Here is a 25,767-nt window from a genome sequence, read left to right on the forward strand (position 1 = left end):
GTGTATTGCCCATGAGCAATACACCTGGGGCCTGTCCGGGACGTCCCGGTAAGAACACCCGGCCGTCCGGTAGCCGGACGGGGACGGGAGCGTCAGCTGAAAATGATCATCGAGCCCTGGGCGAGGCTGCGCGTCGCGGCCTGGTGCAGCCCGAGCCACACGTGCTGCTCCCGGGCGAACGGGCCCTCGCCGTACGCGGGGGCCACGGCGGGCTCCTCCAGCTCGGTCGGCCGGGTGGGCGCCTCGGGTGGCGGCGGCGGGTTGTGCGGGTCGATGCCCACGAAGGGGGCGACCGCCTCCAGTTCGCGCAGCAGCCCCTGGCTGGAGCCCAGCGGGCCGCCGCCCTCGAGGAGTTCGTCCGTGGCGAGCGGCGCCGGGAAGTCCACCGGCACGTACGCGCCCGCGTGGTCGTAGTGCCAGACCAGGTGGGAGTGCTGCGCGGTCTGCTCGAACATCTCCAGCAGCTGCTCGTAGTCGCCGCCGAGGGCGTCGACCGGGGTGACCTCCAGGTTGCACAGCTGGAGGAGATGCGCGCGGCGCAGCAGGTGCAGTGCGTCGTAGTCGAAGCCGGCGACGGGGGCGACGTCGCCGGACAGCCCCGGTACGTACCCGTACACGGGGACGGGCGGCAGGCCGGACGCGGCGAGCGCCCGGTCGTAGGTCGCGATCTCCTCCGCGAAGGGATTGTCGGGGCTGTGGCACAGCACGTCGACGAGGGGGACGAGCCACAGGTCACAGGCCAAGGGATTCGCTCCGCGGGTTGGGGGCGGCCGACGGCCTCAGGGTAGACCGGGGGGCGCCGGTGCAGAAGATCCCCTCGGTACGAACGGCGTCCGCCCGCCGCGCGGAGGCGGCCCGGTCAGGGGCCGTCGACCAGCGTCAGCGCGTGCGCGTTGTACTCGGTGAGGAGACGTTGTGCCCCGTCCAGGTCCAGCTTCTCCACCGCGTCCAGCAGCGTGCAGTGCCCCGCCCACAGGCGCCCGGCCAGCTTCTCCTCGCGCCGCAGCACCGGCACCGCGAAGGCCCAGCACTGCACACGGACGCGGTCCAGGAAGTCGCGCACGTAGGGGTTGTGCACCACGCCGCCCAACTCGCGCCAGTACCGCAGGTCGTAGCCGATGAGGATGTCCAGGTCGCCGAGGAGCGCGGCGCGTTCGGCGGCGACGGCGCGCCGCCGCACCGACTGAAGCGTGTCCCGGTCGGGCAGCTCGACGGTGCCGCCGCGCTGCCGTATCCAGCGGAAGACGCCCTCCATGACCAGCGAGCGGGCGTCGATCATGGCGCGGAAGTCCGCCGGCGAGAACTCGTGCACGCGGAAACCGCGGTGCTGCTCCATGTCGAGCAGACCCTGCGCGGCGAGGTCGACCAGCGCCTCCCGTACGGGGGTCGCGGAGACGCCGTACTGGTCGGCGATCTCCTTGACGGTGAAGTCCCTCCCGGTCGGCAGCCGGCCGGCGAGGATCTCGTCCCGGAGGGCGGTGGCGACCTGCGCCCGCAGGGTGCTGCGCCGTATCACCGCACGTGCCCCGCATCGGTGGTGTGGGCGTCGGCGGCGGACAGGGCCTCGTCCAGCACGGCCAGCCCTTCCTTGGCCTCCGACTCGGTGACGGTGCACGGCGGCACCACATGGGTGCGGTTCATGTTGACGAAGGGCCACAGGCCGCGCGTCTTGCAGGCGGCCGCGAAGTCGTTCATCGGCTTCGCGGCGTCGCCGGACGCGTTGTAGGGCACCAGCGGTTCGCGGGTCTCCCGGTCGCGGACCAGGTCCAGCGCCCAGAAGACCCCGGTGCCGCGCACCTCGCCGACCGACGGGTGACGTGCGGCGATCTCCCGCAGGCCGGGGCCGAGGACGTCCTCGCCGATGCGCGCGGCGTTCTCCACGATGCCCTCCTCGGCCATCGCGTTGAGCGTCGCGACCGCGGAGGCGCAGGCGAGGGGGTGACCGGAGTAGGTGAGGCCGCCGGGGTAGGGGCGGTCGTCGAACGTGGCGGCCACCGCCTGGGAGATGGCCACGCCGCCCAGTGGCACGTAGCCGGAGTTGACCCCCTTGGCGAAGGTCAGCAGGTCGGGCACGACGTCGTACAGGTCGGCCGCGAACCAGGTGCCGGTGCGGCCGAAGCCGGCCATCACCTCGTCCAGCACGAGCAGGATGCCGTGCCGGTCGCAGATCTCGCGGACGCCGGCCAGGTAGCCCTCGGGCGGCATCAGCACGCCGGCGGTGCCGACGATGGTCTCCAGCACCACGGCGGCGAGGGTGTGCGGCCCCTCGAAGAGGATGGTCTGCTCCAGGTGCTCCAGGGCGCGGGCGCACTCCTCGGCCTCGGTGGTGGCGTGGAAGTGGGAGCGGTAGAGGTGCGGGCCGAAGAAGCGGACGACGCCGGCGGTGCCGGTGTCGGAGGCCCAGCGGCGCGGTTCGCCGGTGAGGTTGATGGCGGCTGCCGTGGCGCCGTGGTACGAGCGGTAGGCGGCCATCACCTTGGGGCGCCCGGTGTGCACCCGGGCCATGCGCACGGCGTTCTCGATCGCCTCGGCGCCGCCGTTGGTGAAGAAGATCCGGTCCAGGTCGCCGGGGGTGCGGGCGGCGATGAGCCGGGCCGCCTCCGAGCGGACGTCGACGGCGAAGCCGGGTGCGAGGGTGCACAGCCGGCCGGCCTGCTCCTGGATGGCGGCGACGACCTTGGGGTGCTGGTGGCCGATGTTGGTGTTGACCAGCTGGGAGGAGAAGTCGAGGTAGCGGTTCCCGTCGTAGTCCCAGAAGTACGCACCCTCGGCACCGGCGACCGCGAGGGGGTCGATGCGCCCCTGGGCGGACCAGGAGTGGAAGACGTGGGCACGGTCGGCCGCCTTGACGGCGTCCTTGTCCCCGGGCACGGCGAAGGCCGCAGGCGTGGAGTCCTGACTGGTCATGCGTATCTCACCTCTCGGTCGGCCCCCACAGGGTAAGGACCGCTCCCGGCACGCGTCGCGGGTGCGCGACGGAATGTGGGGTTCCCCATCGACCTGACACCTGGGGGTGCTCACACCGGGCACCCGCACGGACACGGTGCGCACCGTCGCGGCGGGGTGGCGGCGTCCGGCGGGGTCGGCCGTCAGCGCCGGGGGTGGACCAGCCAGGCGTGTTCGAGCACGTCCTCCAGGGGGTCGTCGATCTGGCCGGTGTGGACGAGGGCGACGCGTGGCCCGTTGTGCCGCCCGGCCACCCGTTTCCGTCGACGCGTTCACCGAGCCGCGCGGTCCGTCGTCACGCGGATCGGGCCGAGTGCCACAGCACGTCGGCCGACCGGACGCCCCGGCATTGACAGCATGCTGTCTTCATGACAGCCTCTTGTCATCGAAGGGAGTACCACCATGAGCTTCCACCTCGCCGTCTACGACACCCTCGCCGACTACGAGTACGGCCACGTCGCGGCGCATCTGCCCGGCGGCGTGACCACCGTCGGCCTCACTCCCGGCCCGGTCACCACCAAGGCCGGACTGCGCGTGCAGCCCGACATGGTGCTGGCCGACCTCGACCCGGCGGACAGCGCACTGCTCGTCCTCCCCGGCGCGGACCTCTGGTTCGGCGACGCGCTCGCCCCGTTCGCCCGCACCGCGCGCACCTTCCTCGACGCGGGCGTGCCGGTGGCGGCGATCTGCGGCGCCACCTTCGGGCTCGCCGCCGAGGGACTGCTGGACGACCGCGACCACACCAGCGCCGCCGCCGAGTACCTGGCGGCGAGCGGCTACCGCGGGGGCGACCGGTACCGCGAGGCGGACGCGGTCACCGACGGCGACCTGATCACCGCCGGACCCACCGACCCCGTGGCGTTCGCCCGCGAGATCTTCGGACGCCTCGGCACCTTCCCGCCGGAGGTGCTGGACGCCTGGTACCGGCTGTTCCACGACTCCGACGCCGCGGCCTACCCGGTGTTCGCGGCGGCCCAGGGGTGAGCGCCGCGGGCACCGGGCCGGTGGGCACGGGGCCGGCTGTCACCGGGGACGCGGCGGCGCCCCCGGACCTGCTGAGCGGCACGGCACTCACCGTGTTCCACCTCAACGGGCAGTTCCTCACCATCGCCGAGAAGCTGGCCCGTCCCGCGGGGCTCACCGCCGCCTGGTGGCAGGTGCTCGGCGCCGTCCTGCACGAGCCGCTGCCCGTCGCGGGCGTCGCCCGCACCATGGGCATCACCCGGCAGAGCGTGCAGCGGGTCGCCGACCTGCTGGTCGACCGCGGCCTCGCCGAGTACCGCCCCAACCCGGCGCACCGCAGGGCCAAGCTGCTCGCCCCCACCGCCGACGGGCTCGCCGCCGTACGCCGCATCGCCCCGCAGCACGCCGACTTCGCCCACCGGCTCGCCGAACAGCTGGGCGGCCAGGAGGAGTTCGCGCGGGCGCTGGACGCGCTGCGGCGCCTCACCGGCGCACTGGACGCCCTGGAGTCCGCGCCGGACACCCCGCAGCCGGTCCGGGGCGCCCGGCGCGGCCGGTAACGGTAACGACTCGGGTCTCCGCCCGGCCCGCCTCGGACCGGGCGAACCCCTCTATCCTCGGTGACGGTTGACTGCCGCACAGCACGGCACGGCACGACACGGGGGAGGACGCATGGAGGGGCTGGGCAGCCACGACCCTCGCTGGATAGGCGGCTACCGCCTGCTGGGCAGACTGGGCGAGGGCGGCATGGGCCGCGTCTACCTGGCCCGTTCCGAACGGGGCCGGACGGTGGCGGTGAAGGCCGTCAAGGCGGAACTCGCCCGGCAGCCGGACTTCCGCCGCCGCTTCGCCCTGGAGATCGCCGCCGCCCGGCGGGTCGGCGGCGAGTGGACCGCGCCGGTGCTGGACGCCGACACCGAGGCCGCCGAGCCCTGGGTCGCCACCGGCTACATCGCCGGTCCCTCCCTCGCCCAGGTGGTGGACCACGACTACGGCCCGCTCCCCGAGCCGTCCGCCCTCGCGCTGGCCTCCGGCCTGATCCGGGCGCTGACCGCCATCCACGCCGCCGGCCTGGTGCACCGCGACCTCAAACCGTCCAACGTCCTCATCACCTTCGACGGCCCGCGCGTCATCGACTTCGGCATCGCCCGCGCCGTCGACGCCGCGCTCCAGTCCTCCGACGGTCTCACCAGCACCGGCGCGGTGATCGGCTCTCCCGGGTTCATGTCCCCGGAGCAGGTGCGCGGCACGCCCGTCACGGCCGCCTGCGACGTGTTCTGCCTCGGTGCGGTACTGGCGTACGCGGCGACCGGCCGGATGCCGTTCGGTACCGCCGATTCCGGCATCCACGCACTGATGTTCCGCATCGCCGAGGAGGAGGCGGACCTCACCGGCATCGAGGGCCGCCTGCGCGACCTTGTCACGGCCTGCCTGGCCAAGGACCCGGCGCAGCGCCCCAGCCTCGAGACGCTGGCCGGCTGGGCGGGCGACGAACTCTCCGGCACCTGGCTGCCGGGCGAGGTCCTCGCCCAGCTCGGGCGTCACGCCGTGCAGTTGCTGGACAGCGAGGACCCGGAGGCGGCTGCGGCGGTCCGCGCCCCGGCGTCGTCCGCGGGAACGGCGACGGGCGCGGGTGCGGGTGCGGGCGCCGGTACGGGCACTCCGCCCCCGGGCACCCCGCCACCGGGCCCCTACCGGCCGGGTCCGTCCGCCTACGGCGTGCCGGGCACGCCGCCCGGGCCGGCCGCATCGGCGACGCCGGGACCGTACGGCTACCCGCAGCCCCGGCCGTGGAGCCCCGGGCCGACGCCCCCTCCCGGCCCGCACCACACCGGCTACCGCACCACCTCCCCGTACGGTCCGGGACCGGTCGGGCCCGGACCCCGGCCCGCGGCCGGGCAGCAGCGCGCCGGCGCGGCGCCGCCCGGACCTCCGCGCTCCCCGCGCGGCCTGGCCACGGCCACCTGGAGCCTGCTCGCCGCCGTGCTGGCCTGGACGGTGTTCGACCTGCTGTTCAACTTCGCCGCCTACGGCACCTTCAGCGACTACGCCGACTCCTGGGAGCCGACCCTCGTCCCCGACTACGACAGCCTCAAGGCGTGGTCCGTCACGCTGGACGTCCTCGCGTTCCTCGTCGCCCTCCCGCTGATCACCCTGTGGCTGATGTGGTTCTGGCGGGTGCGGCTGAACGCCGAGGCGTTCCGCCCCGGCGGCATGCGGTACGGCCCCGGCATGGCGATCGGCGGCTGGTTCCTCCCCGTCGCCAACCTGTGGATCCCCAAGCAGATCGCCGACGACATCTGGTCCGCCGGCGCTCCGCCCACGCCGGGCCGGCCCGCCTGGAACGGCGCCGCGCCGCGCCGTACGGGGCTGCTCAACGGCTGGTGGACGATGTGGCTGACCAGCTCCCTCATCGGCTCCCTGCTCGGCTGGCAGGAGTGGCACGACGCGAGCACCGCGCTGGAGGCGCGCGGCTGGCTGGTCTGGGGCATCGTCACCGACCTGCTGCTGGTGCCCGCGACGATCCTCGCCATCCTCGTCGTCCTCCGCCTCACCCGCGCGCAGGAGACCCGTATGTCCCGCACGCACCGCTGACCCCGCCGCCACGCCACGCCGGCCGGGCGGCGTGCTCAGCGGGCGTGGGCGAACGCGACGACGCTCGTGTCGTCGACGACGGGTTCCGTCCAGGCGCCGCCGACCGCGACCAGGCGGAGCAGCCCACCGGAGTCCTCGGGCACGTCGGCGAGTGCGCCCGGCGGCCCGGCCGCCCCGTACCGCTGCACGGCGTGCACCTCGTACCGCACCGTCCGGTCGTCCGCCCGCAGCACCCTGATCTGCGCGCCCGCGCGCAACCCGCCGAGGCCGGCGAACGCCGCCGGACCGGTCTCGGAGTCGAGGTGCCCGACCAGCACGGCCGCGCCCTTCTCACCGGGCGCCGGAAGTCCAGCCGCCCAGGCCACCTGCATCGGGTCGTCGGGCGGTGCGACCGGGATGCCGTCCCCGGCGCGCGCCTCGACCGGCACGATCCTCGCGTCCACGCCGGTCCCGCGGACGGCGACCCGTACGGGCGCCGCACGCGCCGGACGTCCTGACACCTCCCCGCCCCCGGTGTCCGCCACAGGCGCCCGGTCGCCGCCCGCCCGGCCGGACTCCGCGGCGCCGGCGTCCGCAGCCAGGACCGCGGCGTTCGCCGCGGGCAGTCCGGGAACGAACCGGCACGTCACCACGGTGAAGACCACGGCCGCGACCACCGAGACCACCTCGAGGCGGCGGCTGCGCGAGGACAGCCGCTCGTACCGGGTCGTCACCGGTTCACCGCCGCCCCGCGCGGGCCCGGCGCCGGGACGCGGCCCGGCGGGCGGTGAGCAGGTAACCCGCGAGCGCCGCCCCGGCCAGCCCGCCGCCGAAGGCGAGGGCGACGCCGTCGACCTGGTTCGCCTCCTCCCCGCTCCCCCCACGGGCCAGGTGGCGGTGCGAGCGCCCCTCGGACGTGACGAAGGTGGTGGTCAGCGACTCGGCGGCGCTGCAGTTCGCGGTGACGACGTACGAACGGCCGGGCGGCAGACCCGACTTCACCCGGGCCTCGGCGACGAGACCGCCCCCGTCGGCAGCGGGCCGCAACGCCGACGCGTCCGCGAACGCCGTGGAGAACACGCCTCCGTGGTCCACGTCCCCGTCGCACCGCGCCCGGACGGTCACCGTGCTGCCGGGGTCGCCGGCCGCCGGTGTGAGCGTGACCGCGTCCCGGGGACGGCTGGTGTCCGGCGTTCCGGGGGCTCCGCCCCCTTCGCTCGCGGCGGCGGGCGGCACGGCGAGCGCGACGACCGCGGCGCATGCCGCGACCGCTGCGGCGAGGTGGGGACGGGCGCGCGGAGTCATACGGCCATCCGACCAGCACGGCAGACCCGCTGCACCCGGTGCGCGCCTCTTCGGGTGCCCCCCACGGGGGTGAGCCTGCACGGGCCACCCGTACGTGCGTCCGATCGCGGCCACGGACGGAGCGGGGACCGGAGAATTCGGTTGCCGCGTCGGCGCTGCGGTCGCATGCTTCGGGGCGTGCCGCCCCCGGACGCCTCCACCGAACCCACCGTCACCCGCCCGCACCGCGGGGAGCGGACGCCGGCTCGCGCGGACCGACGGTCGGCACCGGAGGCGTGGAGGTGCCGGTGACGACGTTCGCGTGGCGGGGCGGGTTCGACGACGGCGCGCTCCGCGCCCTGCACGCCGAGGGCTTCGGGGGGCCTCCCGGCGCCACCGCATGGGGTGCCCGCGTGCGGCGGCACAGTCTGGGCTGGGTCTGCGCGTGGGAGGGCGACACGCTGGTCGGTTTCGTCAACGTCGCCTGGGACGGCGGGACTCACGCCTTCCTGCTGGACACGGTGGTGGCCGCGCACCGCCGTTCCCGGGGTGTCGGCGCGGAGTTGGTCGCGACGGCGGCGCGGGGTGCCCGCGCCGCCGGGTGCCGGTGGCTGCACGTCGACTTCGAGGAGCACCTGCGGGGGTTCTACCTCGAGACCTGCGGCTTCCGGCCGACGGCCGCAGGTCTCGTCGCGCTGTAGCGGCTGCTGCGTGAGCCGCCGCTACTTCGTCTCCAGGTCCCGTCGGCGGAATCCGGCGATCCCGAAGGCGACCAGGGCCGCCGCCACCGCCGTGAGCCCGGCCGCCGCTCCCCAGTCCATGCTCTCCGCCGGCACCCGCGGCACGTGGCCGAAGGGTGACAACTCGGCGAGCCAGCCGGGGAGGTCCAGGATCGGGCCCAGGTAGCCGACCACGAACGCGTACACCGGCACGATCCACACTGCGGCCGTGGCGCGCGGCGCCCAGCCGAAGAGGGCGACGCCGACCCCGGCGGTGACCCAGAGCGCGGGCGCGTAGGCCAGTGCCGCGCCCAGCAGGTCCGGCACCACGTCCGCGTCGCCCGTGCTCGCGGCCCCCAGCAGGCCGAAGCCCAGCCCGGCGGCCAGCAGCACGACGACACCTCCCGCGGTCGCCACCGCGACGTGGCTGCCGACCCAGCGTGCCCGGGACAGGCCGGTGGCCAGCAGGGGTTCGGCACGCCCGGCGGTCTCCTCGGCACGCGGCCGCAGCGCCGCCATCACCCCGTGCACGGAGGCGACGACCGCCACCACGATCATCACCGTCGCGGCGAACGACTCGGCGAGCGAGGCGTCGCCGACCTGCCGCACGACCTCCCTCAGCTCGGCGAGGTCCTCGATCATCTCCTCGGCCTGGCCGAGGATCGAGCCGTACATGGCGCCGAGGACGAACAGGCCCGCCGCGAAGCCGTACAGCAGCCCGCGCTGCTGCCGCAGCGCGAACCCGACGGGACGCGTCAACAGGCCGGACGCGGAGCCGCGGCCGGTCCGCGCGGCCCGGAGCCCGGCGCCGAGGTCGCGCCGGGTGCTGAGCACGTATCCGGCGGCGGCCGCACCGGCGGCGAGCAGCAGGCAGAGCAGCAGCGGCCACCAGCGGTCGTCGACGAAGACGTAGGTGCGCTGCGCCCATCCGATCGGCGACAGCCACGACAGCGCGCCGCCGCCCACGTCGCCGGCGGCCCGCAGCGCGTACGCGGCGCCGATGGCGGCCAGGGCCATCCCGGAGGCGCCCCGGGAGTGCTGCGTGACCTGCACCGTCACCGCGGCGACGCCGGCGAAGACGATGCCGACGGCCGCGTGTGCCGCCCCGTACAGCAGGGAGCCGTGCCACCCGACGCCCTCGGCGCCGCTCGCGCCCAGGCCCGCCGCGAGCAGGCCGCCGAGCGCCAGGGAGGCCAGCGCCGCGGTGCCGAGAGCCGCCGTCAGGTGCGCGTGCCGTCCCACGACGGCCGCCCGCACCAGCTCGGCGCGGCCGGTCTCCTCCTCCGTCCGGGTGTGCCGTGCGACGGTGAGCACGGTCATCAGCCCGACCAGCACGGCCACGAAGCCGAGCATCTGATGGCCCATCATCGCGCCGAGACCGTAGTCGTCCAGGTAGTGCCCGGGGCCGCTCATCGCCAGCCCTGCCGGGCTTCCCAGCGTCTTCGCGATGGCCGTGCGGTCCGCGGCGGTCGAGTAGGTCTGCTCGAAGCTCGACAGCGAGGCGAGCGTTCCGGCGGTCAGCGCCCCGATCCAGACGGGCAGGCGTACGCGGTCGCGCCGCAGGGCGAACCGGAGCAGCACGCCCGTGCCGGCCAGCGCGCCTCCGCGCGCGTCCGTTCCGGTCGCGGAGCCGGCGGCCGTCCGCTCCACGGTGGCGGTCACGAGCCCACCCCGCTCCGGAGCGCGCCGGCCTCCTCGCCGTCCGCCACGTCGCCGTAGTGGCGGAGCATCAGCTCCTCCAGCGTGGGCGGGTGGCTGGTCAGCGAGCGGATACCGCACTCGGTGAGCCGCCGGATCGCCGCGTCCAGTTGTGCGCCGTCCACGGCGAAGCGCACCCGCCCGTCGTCGCGCCGCACGTCGTGCACGCCCGTCAGCTCCTCCAGTCCGGTCGCCGGGCGCTCCGTCTCCGCCTCGACTGTGGTCCGGGTGAGGTGGCGCATCTCCTGGAGCGTGCCGGACTGCACGACCTTCCCGAGCCGCACGATGCTCACCCGGTCGCAGAGCTTCTCCACCTGGGCCAGGATGTGGCTGGAGAGCAGCACGGTCCGGCCGGCCGCCTTCGCCTGGGTGACGACGTCCTGGAACACGACCTCCATGAGCGGGTCGAGGCCGGCCGTGGGCTCGTCGAGCAGCAGCAGTTCCGCGTCCGAGGCGAGCGCCGCGACGATCGCGACCTTCTGCCGGTTGCCCTTCGAGTAGGTCCGGCCCTTCTTCGTCGGGTCGAGGTCGAAGCGTTCGAGGAGTTCGTCGCGCCTCCCCTTGTTGACGCCGTCTCCTCCGCGCAGGCGTGCGAGGAGGTCGATGGCCTCACCGCCGGTGAGGTTGGGCCACAGCTCGACGTCGCCGGGCACGTACGCGAGCCGCCGGTGCAGCGGGACGGCGTCGTGCCACGGGTCGAGTCCCAGTACGCGTGCGTGCCCCCCGTCGGCCCGCAGCAGGCCGAGCAGGACCCGGATCGTCGTCGACTTCCCCGCGCCGTTCGGGCCGAGGAAGCCGTGCACCTCCCCCACGTCGACGTGCAGGTCGAGGTCGTCGAGCGCCCGTGTCCGGCCGAACGTCTTCACGAGGCCCGACACGGAGAGGGCTTCCCTTGCCTTGGTCATACACACGAAGCTACATTACGTTCAGAAATTTATGAAGATTCAGAGCAGCTAGGATTCGGAGAAGAGATCACCGCACAGGGGAGAACGCCAGGGTGAGTGCCGACGACTACGCGACGCGCCTGTCGCCCTTCGTCGAACGTTTCGCGGCCGACCTGACGGAGGCCGGCATGCAGCGCATGGCGGCCCGGGTGTTCGCGTGCCTGCTCGCGTCCGACGAGGGCGCCCTCAGCTCGGCCGAACTCGCCGACCGGCTCCAGGTCAGCCCCGCGGCCGTGTCCGGCGCGGTGCGCTACCTGGCCGGCGTGCACATGGTCAGCCGCGAACGGGCCCCCGGCTCCCGGCGGGAGCTCTACCGCGTCCAGGAGGACGTCTGGTGGGAGACGTTCACCAACCGCGACGTCCTGCTCTCCCGCTGGTCGACCACCGTCCGCGCCGGTGCCGAGGCCATCGGCCCCGACACCCCGGCGGGCCGCCGCCTCGAGGAGACCGGCGAGTTCTTCGCCTTCCTCAGGGACGAACTCTCCGGCCTGATGGCCCGCTGGCGGGAGCTGCGCGCAGAGCGGGCACGTTCCGACGACTGACCCCGGACGGGCGGCCGAACCCCGCCGCGACGGGGCGGGGGGAGCGGAGGGGGCGCGGACTCACGCACCCGCCCCCTGCCACCCGCCGGCGCCCCAGTCGTAGCCGTACGCCTCGCCGTCACCGCCCCCGCTCGTACGGAACGGGCGGCCGCCGTCGTCGATCCGCAGCGTCCCCGTGCGGTCGCCGCTGCTCCAGCGCACCTCCAGGTACCAGTCGCAGTCGTACCGCTCCGTCCGCGCCTCGACCCGCAGCACCAGCGGCTCGCCGGCCGTCACCTGGTACGGCAGGCGCGTCGCCGGGAGATGCGTCCCGTCCTCGCCGTCGTACCCGTCCTGCGGACGGGCCACCGGCCGGGCCGCGTCCAGGCCCACCGTGAAAGCGGCCGGAGTCAGCGCCCCGCCGCACCCGTTGCTCATCCCGTACGCCGGCCAGTCCAGCGGCGCGCGCCGGTCCGCCACCCGCACGTACACGCCCTCGACCACCACAGGCTCCGCACCGGCCGCCCGTACGGTCGCCTCCACCACCGTGTCGCCGCCGTGCACGGCGCCCACCGCCGAGGCCCAGCCGCGCGCGTCCTGCTCCACGGGCGGCTCCGGCACCTGTGACGGCGCGCGGTCCACGAGATAGGTGTGGTCGCAGCCGTGCCGCCACACGTGGGACCCGGCGGTCCAGGTCAGCGGCGACCCGGTGACGTCCCGCCCCCGGCCCTCGCCGCCCCGCTTCTTCCCGGGGGTGTCCTTCTCCGGTCCGGCCTGACCGGCGGCCGCGGAGGGTGCCCCCGAGGGGGTGCGCTCCCGCCCCGGGGCGGTGGGCGACGCGGTCGCCGCGGGGCCGGCAGTCCGCCGCGCGCCGTCCGGACCGGCGACAGAGGTGGGGTCTGCTCCGCGCCCCTCCGGGCCGGAGGCCACGAAGGCGGACACGGCCACCGTCACGACGAGGGCGACCAGGGCGGCCACGGCCACCGGCCACAGCCGGCGGCGGGCGGCGACGCTCCGCCATCCGCCGCCCGGCCGGTCGTCCGCCACTCCGGCGGCCCGCTCCCCTCGGTCCCCGTCCCCGTCCACCGCCACCGGGACGGCGGGTGCCGCCGGGCCGGTGGAGGGCGCCGTGTCCGCGGGCGACGGCGCGTCCTCGCCGGGCGGCGGCGGGTCCTCGGCGGGCGGCGGCCCTCCGGCATCGGCCGCCGGCCCGCCGTGCGTCGCGGGCTCGGCCGCCCGCGCGTCGCCCGGCGGGTCGCCGTCCCGTCGGGCGCGGCTCGCGTCGGCCCGCACCCAGCGCCGGTGCAGTGCGAGCAGTTCCTCCGGCGTCGCGCCGCAAAAGCGCGCGAGCCGCTCCACCGGCGCGTAGTCCAGCGGCACCGCCTGGCCGCTGCAGTAGCGGTGCAGCGTCGACGTGCTCAGGTGGGCCCGCTGGGCGAGCTGCCCGTAGCTGCGTCCCGAACGGTCCTTCAGCTGCCGCAGGCAAGCGGCGAACTCCTCCGTGTCCCGCGCTGCACCCATCCCGGCCGGCTCCCCTCCGTCGTCCCGTCCCGCCGGTTCCCGTCCCGGGAAGCGTTCCAGGGCCACTCCGTTTCCCCATGTCAGCGTACGCGCGGACGTCCCGGCGTCCCGGATTCCCCGCGAGCTGTTGCCCCCATGTGACACGCCGGGCAACGCTCCTGGTGAACCGTCAAACGGAGGGACACCCACCATGCACATCCACCGCCGCGCTCTGCGCACCGCAGCTCTCACGGCCGCCGTCGTCACCACCACGATCGGCCTGGTCGCCGTGGGCTCCGCCCAGGCGGCGCCGGAGGGCGCGCCCGCCGACGCGTCCCGCCGGGCGGCCGCCGCGCCGGCGTTCCTCGCGCCGGACGAACTCCCCGCGCACCCGTCCTCCGCGTGGTACGCGGAGGAGCCGGCCGCCGGCCTGCCGGAGTTCCCGGTGTTCTGCCTGGAGGACGCGCTGCCCGCCGAAGGAGCGTCGCACCGGCAGTTCTGGACCGAGTTCGACACCTCCGCCGTGCAGGTCAGCGTGCGGACGGCCACTCTGAAGAGCGCTCGGGCACTCGCCGCGGAGGCCGAGGAGTCGGTACGGGCCTGCGCGGCGGCGTACGAGGAGCAGTACCCGGGCGCGGAGGCCGAGCTGGTCGACTACGGGCGCGTCGACGTGCAGGAGGGCGCCCACGTCTACGGCGTGGACACCGCCGACCCGGACGGCACCGGCACCAGCGACGCCCACCTCTTCGGCATCGGGCGCGACGGCCGCACCGTGACCGTCGTGGACTGGGGCCAGATGGGGAACCTCTCGCACGCCCCGGTCGACGACTTCCGCACGACGACCCGTACGGCCGTGGAGAAGCTGCGGAGCTGACGCTCCGCCCGGGAGCCACGGTGCCGGTGCCGGAAGGGGGAACCCGGCACCGGCACCGTGACGTCCCCGGGCCCGGGCGTCCTCAGACGTCCCCGGGCCTCCTCAGTCGTCCTCAGGCGTCGCCGTGCTCGTCGTCGCCCGCCGCCGGCCCCGGCAGGGTGAGCCACCAGGCCGAGTCCATGGCCGTCCAGGTGCGGGCCCGGACGGGTCCGCCGACCAGCGCGTCCGCGCGGTAGCGGAAGTCGGGTCCGGAGACGGTGACCGTGCGGGCGCGGGCGTAGAGCGGTTCGGAGGTGGCCCGGCGGCGCACCGCGACCGTCGCCAGTCCGCCGCCCCCGGGAGCCAGCCACACCCCCACGACCGGGCGGTCCAGGTCGGCGAGCGTCGCTCCGTCGGCCTCCACGCGCAGCCGCAGCGGCGGTCCGTGCCCGCCGGCCGGCCCCCCGGCGGCGCCCGCCAGCGCCCCGAGCAGCGGCAGCGGCCGCGCGAGCGTCCGTACCAGCGAACGCCCGACGCGGAGCAGCGGCTCCCGCGCCTCGGCGTGACCGCCGCGCTGCCCGGGCCCGGCCGCGGCGGAAGCGGAACCGTGCCGGGGCACCGCCCAGGCCCCCGGGCCGTCCGCGCCCCCGCGCGCACCGGTGCCACGCGCCCCGCCGTCGGCCCCCGGCTCTCCCGGAACCGCCCCTCCGCACGCCGCGCCTCCACCGGGCGGCGCCTCGCGGGCAGGCGGGCGCGGCTCCGGCACCCGGTCGCCCTGGGCCGCCGGCTCGCCCGGGCCCGCCCCGTCCACCGCGGGCGGGCCCGCTCCCGGACCGCAGGAACCGCCCCCGCCGTCCGCGCCGCGCGCACCGCCCGCACTCCCGGCACGCGCGGGCACACGAAGCGCCCCCAGCACCACTCCGCCGCTGTCGTCGACCAGCAGGTCCCGGGCACGGTCCGTGCCGTTCAGCGCCACCCGCGAGGCGGCGACGGCGTCGCCGGGCACTCCGAGGGCCCGGGCCAGCACGGTGACGTCCGGCGGGCCGACCGGCACCATCGCCAGCGCGCACGCCGACAGCTCCCGCTCCCGGTGCAGCAACCGCACGGTGCGCAGCAGGGCACGGTCGTCGCCGACCACCACCGGCCGCCGGCTGCCGCGCCGGGCGAGCGCCCGTTCCACCTCCGCCGCGCACTCGGGCACGCACACCTTCGCCCCTCCCGCGCCGGCGCCCGCGCAGAGGACGTCCCTCGCGATCCGTACGGACTCCCCGTCCGTCGCCCGGGCGACGGGGTCGATGACGACCAGCAGGTCTGGAGCCGACACGTCGTTCCTCTCTCCAGGTTTCGTCGGGCGCTCGCAGCCCGCGAGCCCGCGCGGCCGGGCGCACGCCCCGGCCGAGTGCCACGGGCGTTCGCACCCCGGCAACCGGTTCCGGTAATCTCTCGGTGCAAGAGCCCCTGTCGCTGTTGCGCCAGGGGCTTCATCAATCCGGGGCAGGCCCGTCACGGCTCTCGCGAGGCGAAAGCGCCACGCACGTGGGACATGCCCCGCCCGGAAGGGGTGTACGCCTGTGCCCGCACTTGTGCTGCTCGGTGCTCAGTGGGGTGACGAGGGCAAGGGGAAGGCCACCGACCTGCTCGGCGGGTCGGTCGACTACGTGGTGCGCTACCAGGGCGGCAACAACGCCGGCCACACGGTCGTCGTCGGCGACCAGAAATACGCGCTGCACCTGCTCCCCTCCGGCATCCTGTCCCCGGAGTGCACCCCGGTCATCGGCAACGGCGTCGTCATCGACCCGGCGGTCCTGCTCTCCGAGCTGAGCGGGCTGAACGAGCGTGGCGTCGACACGTCCAAGCTGCTCATCAGCGGGAACGCGCACCTGATCACGCCGTATCACACGACGCTCGACAAGGTGACGGAACGTTTCCTGGGCAAGCGGAAGATCGGCACCACCGGCCGCGGCATCGGCCCGACGTACGCCGACAAGATCAACCGTGTCGGCATCCGCGTGCAGGACCTCTTCGACGAGTCGATCCTCACGCAGAAGGTCGAGGCCGCCCTGGACTTCAAGAACCAGGTGATGGCCAAGCTCTACAACCGGCGCGCGATCGTCACCGAGCAGGTCGTCGAGGAGCTCCTCGGCTACGCCGACCAGCTGCGCGGCTTCGTCGCGGACACCACGCTGATCCTCAACGACGCCGTCGACGAGGGGAAGGTCGTCCTCTTCGAGGGCGGCCAGGGCACCCTGCTGGACGTCGACCACGGCACGTACCCGTTCGTGACCTCGTCCAACCCGACGGCCGGCGGCGCCTGCACCGGCGCGGGCATCGGCCCGACGAAGATCAACCGGGTCATCGGCATCCTCAAGGCGTACACCACGCGCGTCGGAGCCGGCCCGTTCCCGACCGAGCTGTTCGACGCGGACGGCGAGGCGCTGCGCACCATCGGCGGCGAGCGCGGCGTGACCACCGGCCGCGACCGGCGCTGCGGGTGGTTCGACGCGGTCATCGCCCGCTACGCGACCCGCGTCAACGGCCTCACCGACTTCTTCCTCACCAAGCTCGACGTGCTCACCGGCTGGGAGCAGATCCCGGTCTGCGTCGCCTACGAGATCGACGGCGAGCGCGTCACGGAGCTTCCGTACAGCCAGACCGACTTCCACCACGCGAAGCCGGTGTACGAGTACCTGCCGGGCTGGTCGGAGGACATCACCAAGGCCAAGACCTTCGCCGACCTGCCGAAGAACGCGCAGGGCTACGTACGCGCGCTCGAGGAGATGTCCGGTGCGCCGATCTCCGCGATCGGCGTCGGGCCCGGCCGCGACGAGACCATCCAGATCAACTCCTTCATCTGACCGCCGTACGGTATGACGGCCTGATCAGCCGATCGTCCGGCGGTGAGCGGGCCGGCGCCCGAGCGGCCCGGCCCGGCGCGTTCGGCCGACGGGGCACCCACGCACACACCTGCCCGTGGGCGTCCCGTCGGCCGTTCGTCGTCTCCGCCCCGGGCGGCACTCCCGGCGCGGGGATGACGCATGGGCACCGTGTCTGTTTCGATGGGGATTGCACGGTTTCTTTCCCGTAGTCCAGGGAGCGGTCATGACGGCCATGGAAGAGTCGCGGCGCCGGGTCCAGCAGATGCGCGCGCAGGTGCGGGACCTGACGAAGGCCGCCGCCGGTACGGACGACCCCGAGCAGCGCGCCCGCCTGGAGGAGAAAGCCCGACGGATGGAGAGCCGCTGCGAGCAGGAGAGCGGCATGGCCGGCGGCGACATCTACCCGCCCATGTGACCGCCCCGCCTCTGCGGACACTCCACGCAGGTGAACGCCCCGCGACACCTCGCCCTCCGCACGGCCTCACGCGGCGGGGCGGGCGTCACCGCCTCGGTCGCTCACGGAGAAGAAGCGACGAACCACCCCTCGTCAGCGGCACTCCCCAACAAGGTCCGATCCCCACGTCTCCCCAGGCGTGACCGGTCTCCGACGCCGTCCCACGTCACGGATCGGACCGAACGGTCGAGCGCCTTGATGCGCCCTTGCACCCCCGCCCCCGATGCACGTCGATGGCCGCACCGCACGCAGAGTCACCGACAGTGCCGGTGACAGGACGGCGCCGGTTAGCCTGTGGGGTCGTGAAGGGCTTGGGAAGGGCGGGTCGATGGCCGTGCGGAAGCCTCCGACGGAGCGTCAGCGTCGCCTCGGAGCGGAGTTGCGCAAGATGCGCGAACACGCGGGGTTGTCCCTGACGGATGCGGCCGCGTTGCACGGCACCGACCGCACCACGGTCAGCAACGTGGAGTCCGGCCGCTTCGGGGTGAGCCCGGACCGGGTTCGCGTCTGGTCCGCCAACTACTCCTGCCACGAGAGTGCCTACATCGACGCCCTTGCCCAGATCGCTCGCGAAAGGCGGTCGCCCTCTGCGGAGTGGTGGGACGAGTACCGCCACAGTCTTGTGGCACCGGTCCTGGACCTCGCCGAGTTGGAGCACCACGCGACCTCCCTGCGGATGGCCCAGATCACCCACATGCCCGGGTTGCTCCAGCACGAGGACTACGCTCGCGCCGTCTTCCAGGAGGCTGTGCCGACGCTGACGCCGGACGACTTCGAACGGAAGCTCGCGTTCAGAGGCAGGCGCCGATGCGTGTTGGACCGGCCCGAGGCGCCGGAGTGCACCTTCATCATCCACGAGACCGCGTTGTGCATGCGCTTCGGCGGTGCGTCGGTGATGAGGCGCCAACTGGACCACCTACTGGAGCAGTCCGAACGCCTCAACGTGCGTGTGCACGTGCTTCCCTTCGCCGCCGGCGGGTTCCCCGCTGCGGCGAGTTCGACGCTCTACGCCTGCGGACCGGTCGAGCAGCTGGACACGGTGCAGACGGACACCCCCGTCGGCTCCGTATTCCTGCACGCGCAGACGCACTTGGCGAACTACCGTGCGGTGCTGGAGCGGATGGAGGAACGTTCGCTCGATCCGGATGCCTCACGACGCTTCGTGCGTGAGGTGGCACAGCGACTCTGAGGGTGTGGCAGCGATGGAACCGCAGTGGCGCAAGTCGTCCTTCTCTGAGCAGCCCGACGGGGCGTGCATCGAGATAGCCGCAGTGGACGGCGAAGTTCTGGTGCGCGAGAGCGACGAACCCGGCGAGGTGCTCCGCACCTCGGCAACGGTGCTGCGAGCCCTTCTCACACATGCCCGAAGGGTTGAGCACTGACCCGAACGGGCGAATCTCATACAACGCGTTGTATGTGAAAGCGCGTTGGCGCTACGGTCTCACTCGTGGCTCCGGAGCGCGTTCACCACGTCACCCGGAGCAAGAAGGTGCCCCGGCGACGTGTGCGCGTCCCGGGGCGTGGCCAACGCTTGTAGAGGAGCGTCAGCGTGACCAAGCCTATCCGGCATGCCCTGTTGCGGGCACTCACCGGCCTGGTGGCGGTGCTCGTGCCCGCCACCGGGTGCCGCCGCAGGACGGCGACGTGCGACACGGCGGCCCCGGCCGCATCGCGGCCCTCGCCGCGCGCCGCGGACGGCTGGTGGCCGATCGTGGACCACCCCGGGCGCGTCCTCAGCCGACCGTGGCTGCTGACCCCCGAACAGCGGGAGCGGATCACCGCACTGGCACTCGCCCTCGACGGGCAGGGCGTCGGCTCCCCGGCGAGCGGGGCCTCGTGGGCGGGGGTGGCCGCCTGATGGGCTCGCTCCCGCGCGGACTGCGCGTCCACCGCGTTCCCGGCAAGCCGCTGCGGCGGGAGGAGGACGGGCGGTACGCGCTGCACCTCTGGCTGCAGCAGGACGGCCGGTTCGACGGCGACCTCGCCCTCCGCATGTCCCCGGCGGAGGCGGAACTGCTGCACGCGCAGCTCTGCTTCGCCCTCGCCGACGCCCCCGTGACGACCCGTCCGGCCGACACCCCGCACTGCCGCCGGGTCGGCGGCAGTCGTCCGGAGCCGGTCAGCCGGCCGTAGCGGGCTCTCCCGAGTGGGGCCGCGACGTCGTCGCGGTCCCACCGAGACGGTGGAAGCCCGCCATGCGGGGCGAGATGACGACGGGGAAGGAGTCGCCGTCGGGGGTCGTGAGCGCTGCCACGATGTCGGGGTCCGGTGCGCCGAACACCTCGAAGTGCTCGACGGTGCAGTGCTCCATCACCCCGCGGATGTACGGGTCCGACAACCGCCAGTGGGTGCGGATGGCGTCGGAGTCGCGGTAGAGCTGGAAGCTGTGGGCCAGCATCCGTTCCTCATCGACGAAGACGTCCACCATGAGCTGGGGTCCGTGCTCCTCGGTGAAGGCCACCGCCTGCGCGATGGCGCCCCGGAAGCCGTCGAGATGGCCGTCGGTGATGCGCAAGGTGTTGCGGAAGAGGACGGCGCTGCTGTCTGTGAGCGTCATACGCCGAGTGTCGAACGTGAACCTTTGTTGAAGTCAACCGCCTTCGCGGAGGCTGTTCAGCGGCCCAGCAGACGGATCGGCGCACCGTCGAGGTAGGCGGCGACGTCCTCGACGGCCTCGCCGTAGTAGCGGGTGTAGTTGGCGTGGGTGACGTAGCCGAGATGGGGCGTGGCAAGGAGGCGCGGGGCCGTGCGCAGGGGGTGGTCGGCCGGGAGGGGTTCGACGTCGAAGACGTCCAGGCCCGCGCCGGCGATGCGGCCCTCGCGGAGGGCGGCGAGCAGGGCGTCCTGGTCGACGATGTCGGCCCGTGAGGTGTTGACCAGGTAGGCGGAGGGACGCATCAGGCCCAGCTCGGGTGCACCGATCAGGCCGCGGGTGCGGTCGCTCAGCTTGAGGTGGACGGTGACGAAGTCGCTGCCGGCGAGGAGTTCCTCCTTGGACGCGGCGAGCCGCACCCCGGCCTGGTCCGTTCGGTCCGCGGTGAGGTTCCGGCTCCACGCCGCGACCTCCATGCCGAAGGCGAGGGCGACCTGGGCGACGCGGGTGCCGATCCTGCCGAGGCCGAGGATGCCGAGGTGGCGGCCCTCCAGGTCGGCGCCGACGGTGCTCTGCCAGGGACCGCCCTCGCGCAGCGCGGTGCTTTCCGGGACCAGACCCCGGGCCAGGCCGAGCAGCAGCGCCCAGGTGAGTTCCAGAGGCGGAGCGGAGGAGCTGGCCGTGCCGCAGACGGTGACGCCGTGCGCCTCGGCGGCGGCGTAGTCGATGGACGCGTTCCGCATGCCGGAGGCGACGAGCAGCTTGAGGCGTGGGAGCGCGGCGAGGACGGAGGCCGGGAACGGCACGCGTTCGCGCAGGGTGACGACGATGTCGAAGTCGGCGAGGGCGGCGACGAGTGCCGCCTCGTCCGCGTGGTGTTCGCGGAAGGCGACGACCTCCACCCGGTCGGCGACCGGTGACCAGTCGGCGACCGTCGTTCCCACGCCCTGGTAGTCGTCCAGCAACGCGCAGCGCAGCTTCATCCCGGTGAACCCTCCCGCAGCGGAACGGCGCGCCCTCGGGCGAGCGCCCGCCGACAGCATGCCACTCCCCACCGAGATCGAGCCGAGTGGCGGCTGGGCGGCGCCGCGGCCCGTTCGGCCCGCCGCGGACGGGCCCACGATCCCCGCGGGTGGCGTGGCGCCGAGCGGGGCCCGGAGGTCAGCGCAGGGCGTCGAGGAGGACGTGGAAGGCGGGGGTGCCGGGGGTGAGGGGGGCGAAGTGGCCGGTGGCGGGGAGGAGGTGGAGGCGGGCGCCCCAGTCGGCCGCGTAGCGGCGGGAGAGCTCGACGGGGACGTCGGGGTCGGCGGTGCCGTGCAGGATCTCCACCGGGACGCGGGGAAAGAGGCGCATCGGGTCGGCCTCCGGCAGCCGCGCCGCGACGTGCTCCTCGCCGCCCAGGAACTCCGCGACGGCGCCCTCGCTCAGGCCGAGGGCGTGGGCGCGGGCCAGGTCGGCGACCGGCGCGACGGCCAGCACGCGGGCGGCCGCCGCGCGGTCCCGCTTCCACGCCGCCCACAGCGCGAGCTGGCCGCCTGCGGAGTGGCCGAGCAGGACGTGCGGGGGTGCGCCGAGGGCGCCCAGCGCGGCGTCCACGTCGTCGGCCGTGCGCGGCCAGCCGCCGTCGCCGCCGACCCGGCGGTACTCCACCAGGTCGACGGTCCAGCCGTGCGCGGCCAGCGCCCCTGCGAACGGCGTGAGGTGGGAGCGGTCGTACGCCTCGCGCCAGTAGCCGCCGTGCAGCACGGTGACGCGAGGGCCGTCGGGCGGGCCGTACTGGTCGATCACCTGCGAGGGGTGGTCGCCGTAGCGCAGGGTGCGGTCGGGGGCGGCCGGGGGCAGGCCGCTCAGCGCGGCCCACTCCCGGTCGGCCTGCCCGTCGCCGGGGGCGTCGCTCAACCCGGGCCGCCCGGCGTCGTGGTCTCGGCCAGCACCTCTGCGAGCACGCGCGCGGCGCGCTCGGCGTCGGCGAACGAGGTGTAGAGCGGCGTGAAGCCGAAGCGCAGCACGTCGGGGCGGCGGTAGTCGCCGACGACACCGCGCGCGATCAGCTCCGCCATCACCCCGCCCGCGTCCGGGCAGCGCAGCGCGACCTGGCTGCCGCGCCGTTCGTGCGCGGCCGGGGTGATGGCGTGCACCCGCCCGTCCGGTACGTACGCCCCGACGCAGCGGACGAAGAAGTCCGTCAGGGCGAGGGACTTCGCACGCACCTCCGCGATCTCGACGCCGTCCCAGACCTTCAGCGACTCCTCGAGCGCGAGCAGCGACAGGATGTCGGGCGTGCCGACGCGGCCGCGCACCGCGCCCTCGCCCGCCGCGTAGACCGACGCCATGGCGAACGGGTCGACGTGCGAGTTCCAGCCCGGCAGCGGCGAGTCGAAGCGCTCGGCCAGGTCGGCGCGCACGTACAGGAACGCGGGCGCGCCGGGGCCGCCGTTGAGGTACTTGTAGGTGCAGCCGACGGCGAAGTCGACGCCGTGCGCGTCCAGGTCGACGGGGAGCGCGCCCGCGGTGTGGCACACGTCCCACACCACGCGCGCGCCGGCCCGGTGGGCCGCCCGGGTCGTGCCGGACAGGTCGGCGAGTTCGCCGGTGCGGTAGTCGACGTGGTTGACCAGCATCACGGCCGTGTACGGGCCGGCCTCGGCGGCCATCTCGCCCGCCGGGACCGGACGCACGGTGCAGCCCGTCATGCGGGCCGCGGACTCGGCGATGTAGCCGTCCGTGGGGAAGGTGGAGGCGTCCACCAGGACCTCGGTGCGGCCCGGGGCGTCCTCCTGCGCGATGCGGACGGCGCCGACGACGGCCTTGAACACGTTGACGCTGGTGGAGTCGGACACCACGACCTGGCCGGGGGCGGCGCCGACGATCGGGGCGATGCGGTCGCCGATCCGCTCGGGGGCCTCCCACCAGCCGGACTCGGTCCAGGAGCGGATGCGCATCTCGCCCCACTCCCGCCGGACCACGTCGGCGACCCGGTCGGGCACCCCGGCGGGCAGCGCGCCCAGCGAGTTGCCGTCCAGGTAGACGGTGTCGTCGAGGACGAACTCGGCGCGCTTGGCGGCGAGACGGTCCCCGGCGTCGAGGGCGGCGGCCTCCTCGGCGAGGCCGCCGCGGCGGGCTGCGCCCGCGACGGTGGTGTTCTCAGACATGGCTGCGGGCCGTCCAGAGCTCGGGGAACACGTTCTTGGTGGCGCGCTTCTCGAGCCAGGCGACGCCGGCGGAGCCTCCGGTGCCGACCTTCGAGCCCATGGCGCGGCGGGTGGCGACCAGGTGGTCGTTGCGCCAGCGCCAGACCAGTTCGGCGACCTCGGTCAGCGCCTCGCCGAGCCGGACCAGCTCGGGATCGCCGTCGCCCCCCGCCGTGTAGACGCCGGCCCACGCGGCCTCGACGGCCGGGTCGGGCTCGTACTTCCGCGACACGTCCCGCTCCAGCACCTGCGCGGGCACGTCCTGGCCGTGCCGGGACAGGTAGTGCAGCACCTCGTCGTAGAGGCTGGGCTGCTGCAGGGCCTTCTCCAGCTCGGCGTGCACGCGCGGGGCGCCGCGGTGCGGCACCAGCATGGACGCGGACTTCTCACCGAGCAGGAACTCCAGCCGCCGGTACATGGCGGACTGGAAGCCGCTGCCCTCGCCGAGGGCGGAGCGGTAGGCGTTGAACTGTGCGGGGGTGAGGTGCGCTATCGGCTCCCAGGACGCGTTCAGCGACTGCAGCTCGTAGGTCGAACGCTTCAGCGCGGCCAGCGCGCCGTTCAGGTCGTCCTCGCGCAGCGACCGCGCGGCGGTCTCCCACTCGTGGACGATCAGCGTGAACCACAGCTCCATGACCTGCGTGGTGACCAGGAAGGCCATCTCGCCCGGATCGTCGGAGAGCGGGTGCTGGAGGTGGGTGAGCACGTCCGCCTGTACGTAGTCCTCGTACGGGGTGGTGCCGTGGAAGTCCAGCTCGGGGGCCTGTACCTCGTCGGTCTGCGACTCGGGCGCGGGTGCGTCCGGGGACGGCTGACCGGCGGGAACGCCGGTTTCGTGGGACATCTGGTGTCTCCGTGGATCGTGGCGTCCGGGTAGCGGTCCGCTCCTTCCGTTCGGCGATGGAGCTCCGGTCCCCTCGGGCCGTGCGATCCGTGCACGGCCCACACAGCATCATCGCGAGCATGCCCGGCCGGGACAAGTCCGGGCCGGGCCCATGCCGCGAGACGGTGCTCACCCGGCCATCCGGGCAGGCCCCGCGCGCCGTGCGGCGCCGTGCGTCACGCCGAGCGCGACGCCGTCACGACGCCGTGCGCTACGACAGCGTGGACGCCGCGGTCGGCGAGCTCTCCTTGAGGAAGGTGCTGCAGCGCTCGTACTCCTCCAGCTCGCCGATGGCCTGGGCCGCCCGGGCGAGTGCGTGCAGCGCGCGCAGGAAGCCGCGGTTCGGCTCGTGCTCGAACGGCACCGGGCCGTGGCCCTTCCAGCCGTTGCGGCGCAGGGCGTCCAGGCCCCGGTGATAGCCGGTGCGGGCGTAGGCGTACGACTCGACGACCCGTCCCGCGGTGTAGGCGTCGTCGGCGAGCTGCGCCCAGGCCAGCGAGGACGTGGGGTGCTTCGCGGCCACGTCGGCGGGCGCCGTGCCGGAGGCGAGCAGCTCCCGCGGCTCGGGGTCGTCGGGCAGGTGGGTCGGGGGCGGGCCCCCGAGCAGGTTCTCGTGAACGGTCATGTCTCCAGTCTGCACGCCCGGTCCGGCCACCCACCGCACAGGGCCCGGCACCGTGCGGTGCCGGGCCCTGCGGGGAGCCGGGTTGCGCGCGCCGTGCGCGTCAGCGTCCGGGCGTACGGGTCACTTCAGGCGGGTGCCGGTCGAGCGCAGGGCGCCGCAGGCCTGCTGCACGCGCGCGGCCATGCTCTTCTCGGCGGCCTTGCCCCAGCTGCGGGGGTCGTAGACCTTCTTGTTGCCGACCTCGCCGTCGATCTTGAGCACGCCGTCGTAGTTGCGGAACATGTGGTCCGCGACCGGGCGGGTGAAGGCGTACTGGGTGTCGGTGTCCAGGTTCATCTTGACCACGCCGTTCTCCAGCGCGGTGGCGATCTCCTCGTCGGTGGAGCCGGAACCGCCGTGAAAGACGAAGTCGAACGGGTTCTGCGTGCCGAACTTCGCGGCGACTCCGTCCTGCAGGTCGCGCAGCAGCTCGGGACGGAGCACGACGTTGCCCGGCTTGTAGACGCCGTGCACGTTGCCGAACGACGCGGCCAGCAGGTAGCGGCCCTTCTCCCCCAGGCCGAGGGCCTCGGCGGTGCGGAGGGCGTCGTCGACGGTGGTGTACAGCTCGTCGTTGATCTCATGGGTGACGCCGTCCTCCTCGCCGCCGGTCGGGGTGATCTCGACCTCGAGGATGATCTTGGCGGCGGCGGTGGCGGCGAGCAGCTCCTGGCCGATCTCCAGGTTGTCCTTGAGGTTCTCGGCGGAGCCGTCCCACATGTGGGACTGGAAGAGCGGGTTCTGGCCTGCGGCCACGCGCTCCTTGGAGATCTCGACCAGCGGGCGGACGTAGCCGTCCAGCTTGTCCTTGGGGCAGTGGTCGGTGTGCAGGGCGACGTTCACCGGGTACTTCTTCGCGACGATGTGCGCGAACTCGGCGAGCGCCACCGCACCCGTGACCATGTCCTTGTCGTACTGGCCGCCCAGGAACTCCGCACCGCCGGTGGAGATCTGGATGATGCCGTCGCTCTCCGCCTCGGCGAAGCCGCGCAGCGCGGCGTGCAGCGTCTGCGTAGAGGTGACGTTGATGGCCGGGTAGGCGAACCTGCCTGCCTTCGCCCGGTCGAGCATCTCGTTGTAGACCTCGGGGGTTGCGATGGGCAT

Annotated in this window: 28 protein-coding genes; 12 read left to right on the forward strand and 16 right to left on the reverse strand. The window is 74.2% G+C overall.

The features are described from left to right. Window positions 1–92: 92 nt before the first annotated feature. From K304_RS0113685 to K304_RS0113695, 3 genes are all read right to left on the reverse strand, one after another. Complete coding sequence (locus tag K304_RS0113685) at window positions 93–743, reverse strand: hypothetical protein (protein WP_027764205.1); 651 nt, start codon at window positions 741–743, stop codon at window positions 93–95. 116 nt (window positions 744–859) lie between these two features. Then, a complete protein-coding gene (locus K304_RS0113690; protein ID WP_027764206.1) occupies window positions 860–1,516 on the reverse strand; it encodes a GntR family transcriptional regulator in 657 nt (218 codons plus the stop codon). Continuing rightward, window positions 1,513–2,907: an aspartate aminotransferase family protein gene (locus tag K304_RS0113695; RefSeq protein ID WP_027764207.1), complete on the reverse strand. Its 1,395-nt coding sequence runs from the start codon at window positions 2,905–2,907 to the stop codon at window positions 1,513–1,515. The genes K304_RS0113690 and K304_RS0113695 overlap by 4 nt, the downstream gene beginning before the upstream one ends. Window positions 2,908–3,348: 441 nt before the next feature. Between K304_RS0113695 and K304_RS32910 the strand changes: the two genes are divergently transcribed. The 3 genes from K304_RS32910 to K304_RS28930 all read left to right on the forward strand — a co-directional run bounded on the left by K304_RS32910 (window position 3,349) and on the right by K304_RS28930 (window position 6,504). Beyond that, window positions 3,349–3,930: a DJ-1/PfpI family protein gene (locus K304_RS32910; RefSeq protein WP_027764208.1), complete on the forward strand. Its 582-nt coding sequence runs from the start codon at window positions 3,349–3,351 to the stop codon at window positions 3,928–3,930. A gap of 20 nt (window positions 3,931–3,950) precedes the next feature. Continuing rightward, window positions 3,951–4,469, forward strand: coding sequence for a MarR family winged helix-turn-helix transcriptional regulator (locus K304_RS32915; RefSeq protein WP_051308439.1), 519 nt, complete (start codon window positions 3,951–3,953; stop codon window positions 4,467–4,469). Between the two features lie 112 nt (window positions 4,470–4,581). Further along, window positions 4,582–6,504 carry a protein kinase domain-containing protein gene (locus K304_RS28930; protein WP_037790363.1) on the forward strand — a complete coding sequence of 641 codons (1,923 nt, stop codon included), beginning with the start codon at window positions 4,582–4,584 and terminating at the stop codon, window positions 6,502–6,504. Between the two features lie 35 nt (window positions 6,505–6,539). Here the strand turns inward: K304_RS28930 and K304_RS33360 are convergent, their stop codons facing one another. Beyond that, window positions 6,540–7,217, reverse strand: a complete 678-nt coding sequence (locus K304_RS33360) for a class F sortase (protein WP_051308428.1) — start codon at window positions 7,215–7,217, stop codon at window positions 6,540–6,542. 4 nt (window positions 7,218–7,221) lie between these two features. After that, the gene (locus tag K304_RS0113725; RefSeq protein ID WP_027764210.1) at window positions 7,222–7,788 is read right to left on the reverse strand and encodes a hypothetical protein; all 567 of its coding nucleotides are present in this window, start codon (window positions 7,786–7,788) and stop codon (window positions 7,222–7,224) included. A gap of 287 nt (window positions 7,789–8,075) precedes the next feature. Between K304_RS0113725 and K304_RS34020 the strand changes: the two genes are divergently transcribed. Then, a complete protein-coding gene (locus tag K304_RS34020; RefSeq protein WP_027764211.1) occupies window positions 8,076–8,468 on the forward strand; it encodes a GNAT family N-acetyltransferase in 393 nt (130 codons plus the stop codon). 21 nt (window positions 8,469–8,489) lie between these two features. Here K304_RS34020 and K304_RS0113735 read toward each other — a convergent pair whose 3' ends face one another. Next, window positions 8,490–10,148, reverse strand: a complete 1,659-nt coding sequence (locus K304_RS0113735) for an ABC transporter permease (RefSeq protein WP_486591655.1) — start codon at window positions 10,146–10,148, stop codon at window positions 8,490–8,492. Then, window positions 10,145–11,089 (reverse strand): ABC transporter ATP-binding protein, encoded by a 945-nt coding sequence (locus tag K304_RS28940; RefSeq protein WP_051308429.1) that lies wholly within the window; start codon window positions 11,087–11,089, stop codon window positions 10,145–10,147. The genes K304_RS0113735 and K304_RS28940 overlap by 4 nt, the downstream gene beginning before the upstream one ends. A gap of 92 nt (window positions 11,090–11,181) precedes the next feature. Between K304_RS28940 and K304_RS0113745 the strand changes: the two genes are divergently transcribed. Next, a complete protein-coding gene (locus tag K304_RS0113745) occupies window positions 11,182–11,670 on the forward strand; it encodes a MarR family transcriptional regulator (RefSeq protein WP_051308430.1) in 489 nt (162 codons plus the stop codon). 60 nt (window positions 11,671–11,730) lie between these two features. On the opposite strand, the gene K304_RS32930 is transcribed toward K304_RS0113745, so the two are convergent. After that, window positions 11,731–13,170, reverse strand: a complete 1,440-nt coding sequence (locus K304_RS32930; RefSeq protein ID WP_158687342.1) for a transcriptional regulator — start codon at window positions 13,168–13,170, stop codon at window positions 11,731–11,733. 190 nt (window positions 13,171–13,360) lie between these two features. Between K304_RS32930 and K304_RS0113755 the strand changes: the two genes are divergently transcribed. Beyond that, a complete protein-coding gene (locus tag K304_RS0113755) occupies window positions 13,361–14,023 on the forward strand; it encodes a hypothetical protein (protein WP_027764214.1) in 663 nt (220 codons plus the stop codon). Between the two features lie 112 nt (window positions 14,024–14,135). On the opposite strand, the gene K304_RS28950 is transcribed toward K304_RS0113755, so the two are convergent. Further along, window positions 14,136–15,326 carry a hypothetical protein gene (locus K304_RS28950; protein ID WP_078529057.1) on the reverse strand — a complete coding sequence of 397 codons (1,191 nt, stop codon included), beginning with the start codon at window positions 15,324–15,326 and terminating at the stop codon, window positions 14,136–14,138. Window positions 15,327–15,573: 247 nt separating this feature from the next. On the opposite strand from K304_RS28950, the gene K304_RS0113765 reads away from it, so the two are divergent. From K304_RS0113765 to K304_RS28955, 6 genes are all read left to right on the forward strand, one after another. Then, entirely contained in the window at window positions 15,574–16,857 is a 1,284-nt protein-coding gene (locus K304_RS0113765; RefSeq protein WP_027764215.1) for an adenylosuccinate synthase, read from the forward strand. A 244-nt stretch (window positions 16,858–17,101) separates the two neighbouring features. Next, window positions 17,102–17,293 carry a DUF6381 family protein gene (locus K304_RS0113770; RefSeq protein ID WP_027764216.1) on the forward strand — a complete coding sequence of 64 codons (192 nt, stop codon included), beginning with the start codon at window positions 17,102–17,104 and terminating at the stop codon, window positions 17,291–17,293. Between the two features lie 367 nt (window positions 17,294–17,660). After that, window positions 17,661–18,521 carry a Scr1 family TA system antitoxin-like transcriptional regulator gene (locus tag K304_RS0113775; RefSeq protein WP_027764217.1) on the forward strand — a complete coding sequence of 287 codons (861 nt, stop codon included), beginning with the start codon at window positions 17,661–17,663 and terminating at the stop codon, window positions 18,519–18,521. 13 nt (window positions 18,522–18,534) lie between these two features. After that, a complete protein-coding gene (locus K304_RS0113780) occupies window positions 18,535–18,714 on the forward strand; it encodes a DUF397 domain-containing protein (RefSeq protein WP_027764218.1) in 180 nt (59 codons plus the stop codon). Between the two features lie 167 nt (window positions 18,715–18,881). Continuing rightward, window positions 18,882–19,190: a hypothetical protein gene (locus K304_RS0113785; protein WP_158687343.1), complete on the forward strand. Its 309-nt coding sequence runs from the start codon at window positions 18,882–18,884 to the stop codon at window positions 19,188–19,190. Further along, window positions 19,190–19,465: a hypothetical protein gene (locus K304_RS28955; RefSeq protein WP_051308432.1), complete on the forward strand. Its 276-nt coding sequence runs from the start codon at window positions 19,190–19,192 to the stop codon at window positions 19,463–19,465. Before K304_RS0113785 ends, K304_RS28955 begins: the two co-directional genes overlap by 1 nt. On the opposite strand, the gene K304_RS0113795 is transcribed toward K304_RS28955, so the two are convergent. From K304_RS0113795 to fbaA, 7 genes are all read right to left on the reverse strand, one after another. Further along, window positions 19,452–19,889, reverse strand: a complete 438-nt coding sequence (locus tag K304_RS0113795; RefSeq protein ID WP_027764220.1) for a hypothetical protein — start codon at window positions 19,887–19,889, stop codon at window positions 19,452–19,454. The genes K304_RS28955 and K304_RS0113795 overlap by 14 nt on opposite strands. Window positions 19,890–19,945: 56 nt before the next feature. After that, window positions 19,946–20,908: a D-2-hydroxyacid dehydrogenase family protein gene (locus K304_RS0113800; RefSeq protein WP_027764221.1), complete on the reverse strand. Its 963-nt coding sequence runs from the start codon at window positions 20,906–20,908 to the stop codon at window positions 19,946–19,948. Between the two features lie 178 nt (window positions 20,909–21,086). Beyond that, window positions 21,087–21,824 carry an alpha/beta hydrolase gene (locus K304_RS0113805; RefSeq protein ID WP_037790366.1) on the reverse strand — a complete coding sequence of 246 codons (738 nt, stop codon included), beginning with the start codon at window positions 21,822–21,824 and terminating at the stop codon, window positions 21,087–21,089. Next, complete coding sequence (gene kynU / locus K304_RS0113810; protein ID WP_027764223.1) at window positions 21,821–23,077, reverse strand: kynureninase; 1,257 nt, start codon at window positions 23,075–23,077, stop codon at window positions 21,821–21,823. Before kynU ends, K304_RS0113805 begins: the two co-directional genes overlap by 4 nt. Next, on the reverse strand, window positions 23,070–23,960 hold the full coding sequence (locus K304_RS0113815; protein WP_027764224.1) for a tryptophan 2,3-dioxygenase family protein: 891 nt from the start codon (window positions 23,958–23,960) through the stop codon (window positions 23,070–23,072). The genes kynU and K304_RS0113815 overlap by 8 nt, the downstream gene beginning before the upstream one ends. Before the next feature lie 250 nt (window positions 23,961–24,210). Beyond that, window positions 24,211–24,624 (reverse strand): DUF3151 domain-containing protein, encoded by a 414-nt coding sequence (locus K304_RS0113820; RefSeq protein ID WP_027764225.1) that lies wholly within the window; start codon window positions 24,622–24,624, stop codon window positions 24,211–24,213. 120 nt (window positions 24,625–24,744) lie between these two features. Next, window positions 24,745–25,767 carry a class II fructose-bisphosphate aldolase gene (fbaA, locus tag K304_RS0113825; protein ID WP_027764226.1) on the reverse strand — a complete coding sequence of 341 codons (1,023 nt, stop codon included), beginning with the start codon at window positions 25,765–25,767 and terminating at the stop codon, window positions 24,745–24,747.

This window comes from Streptomyces sp. CNS606, from assembly GCF_000426325.1.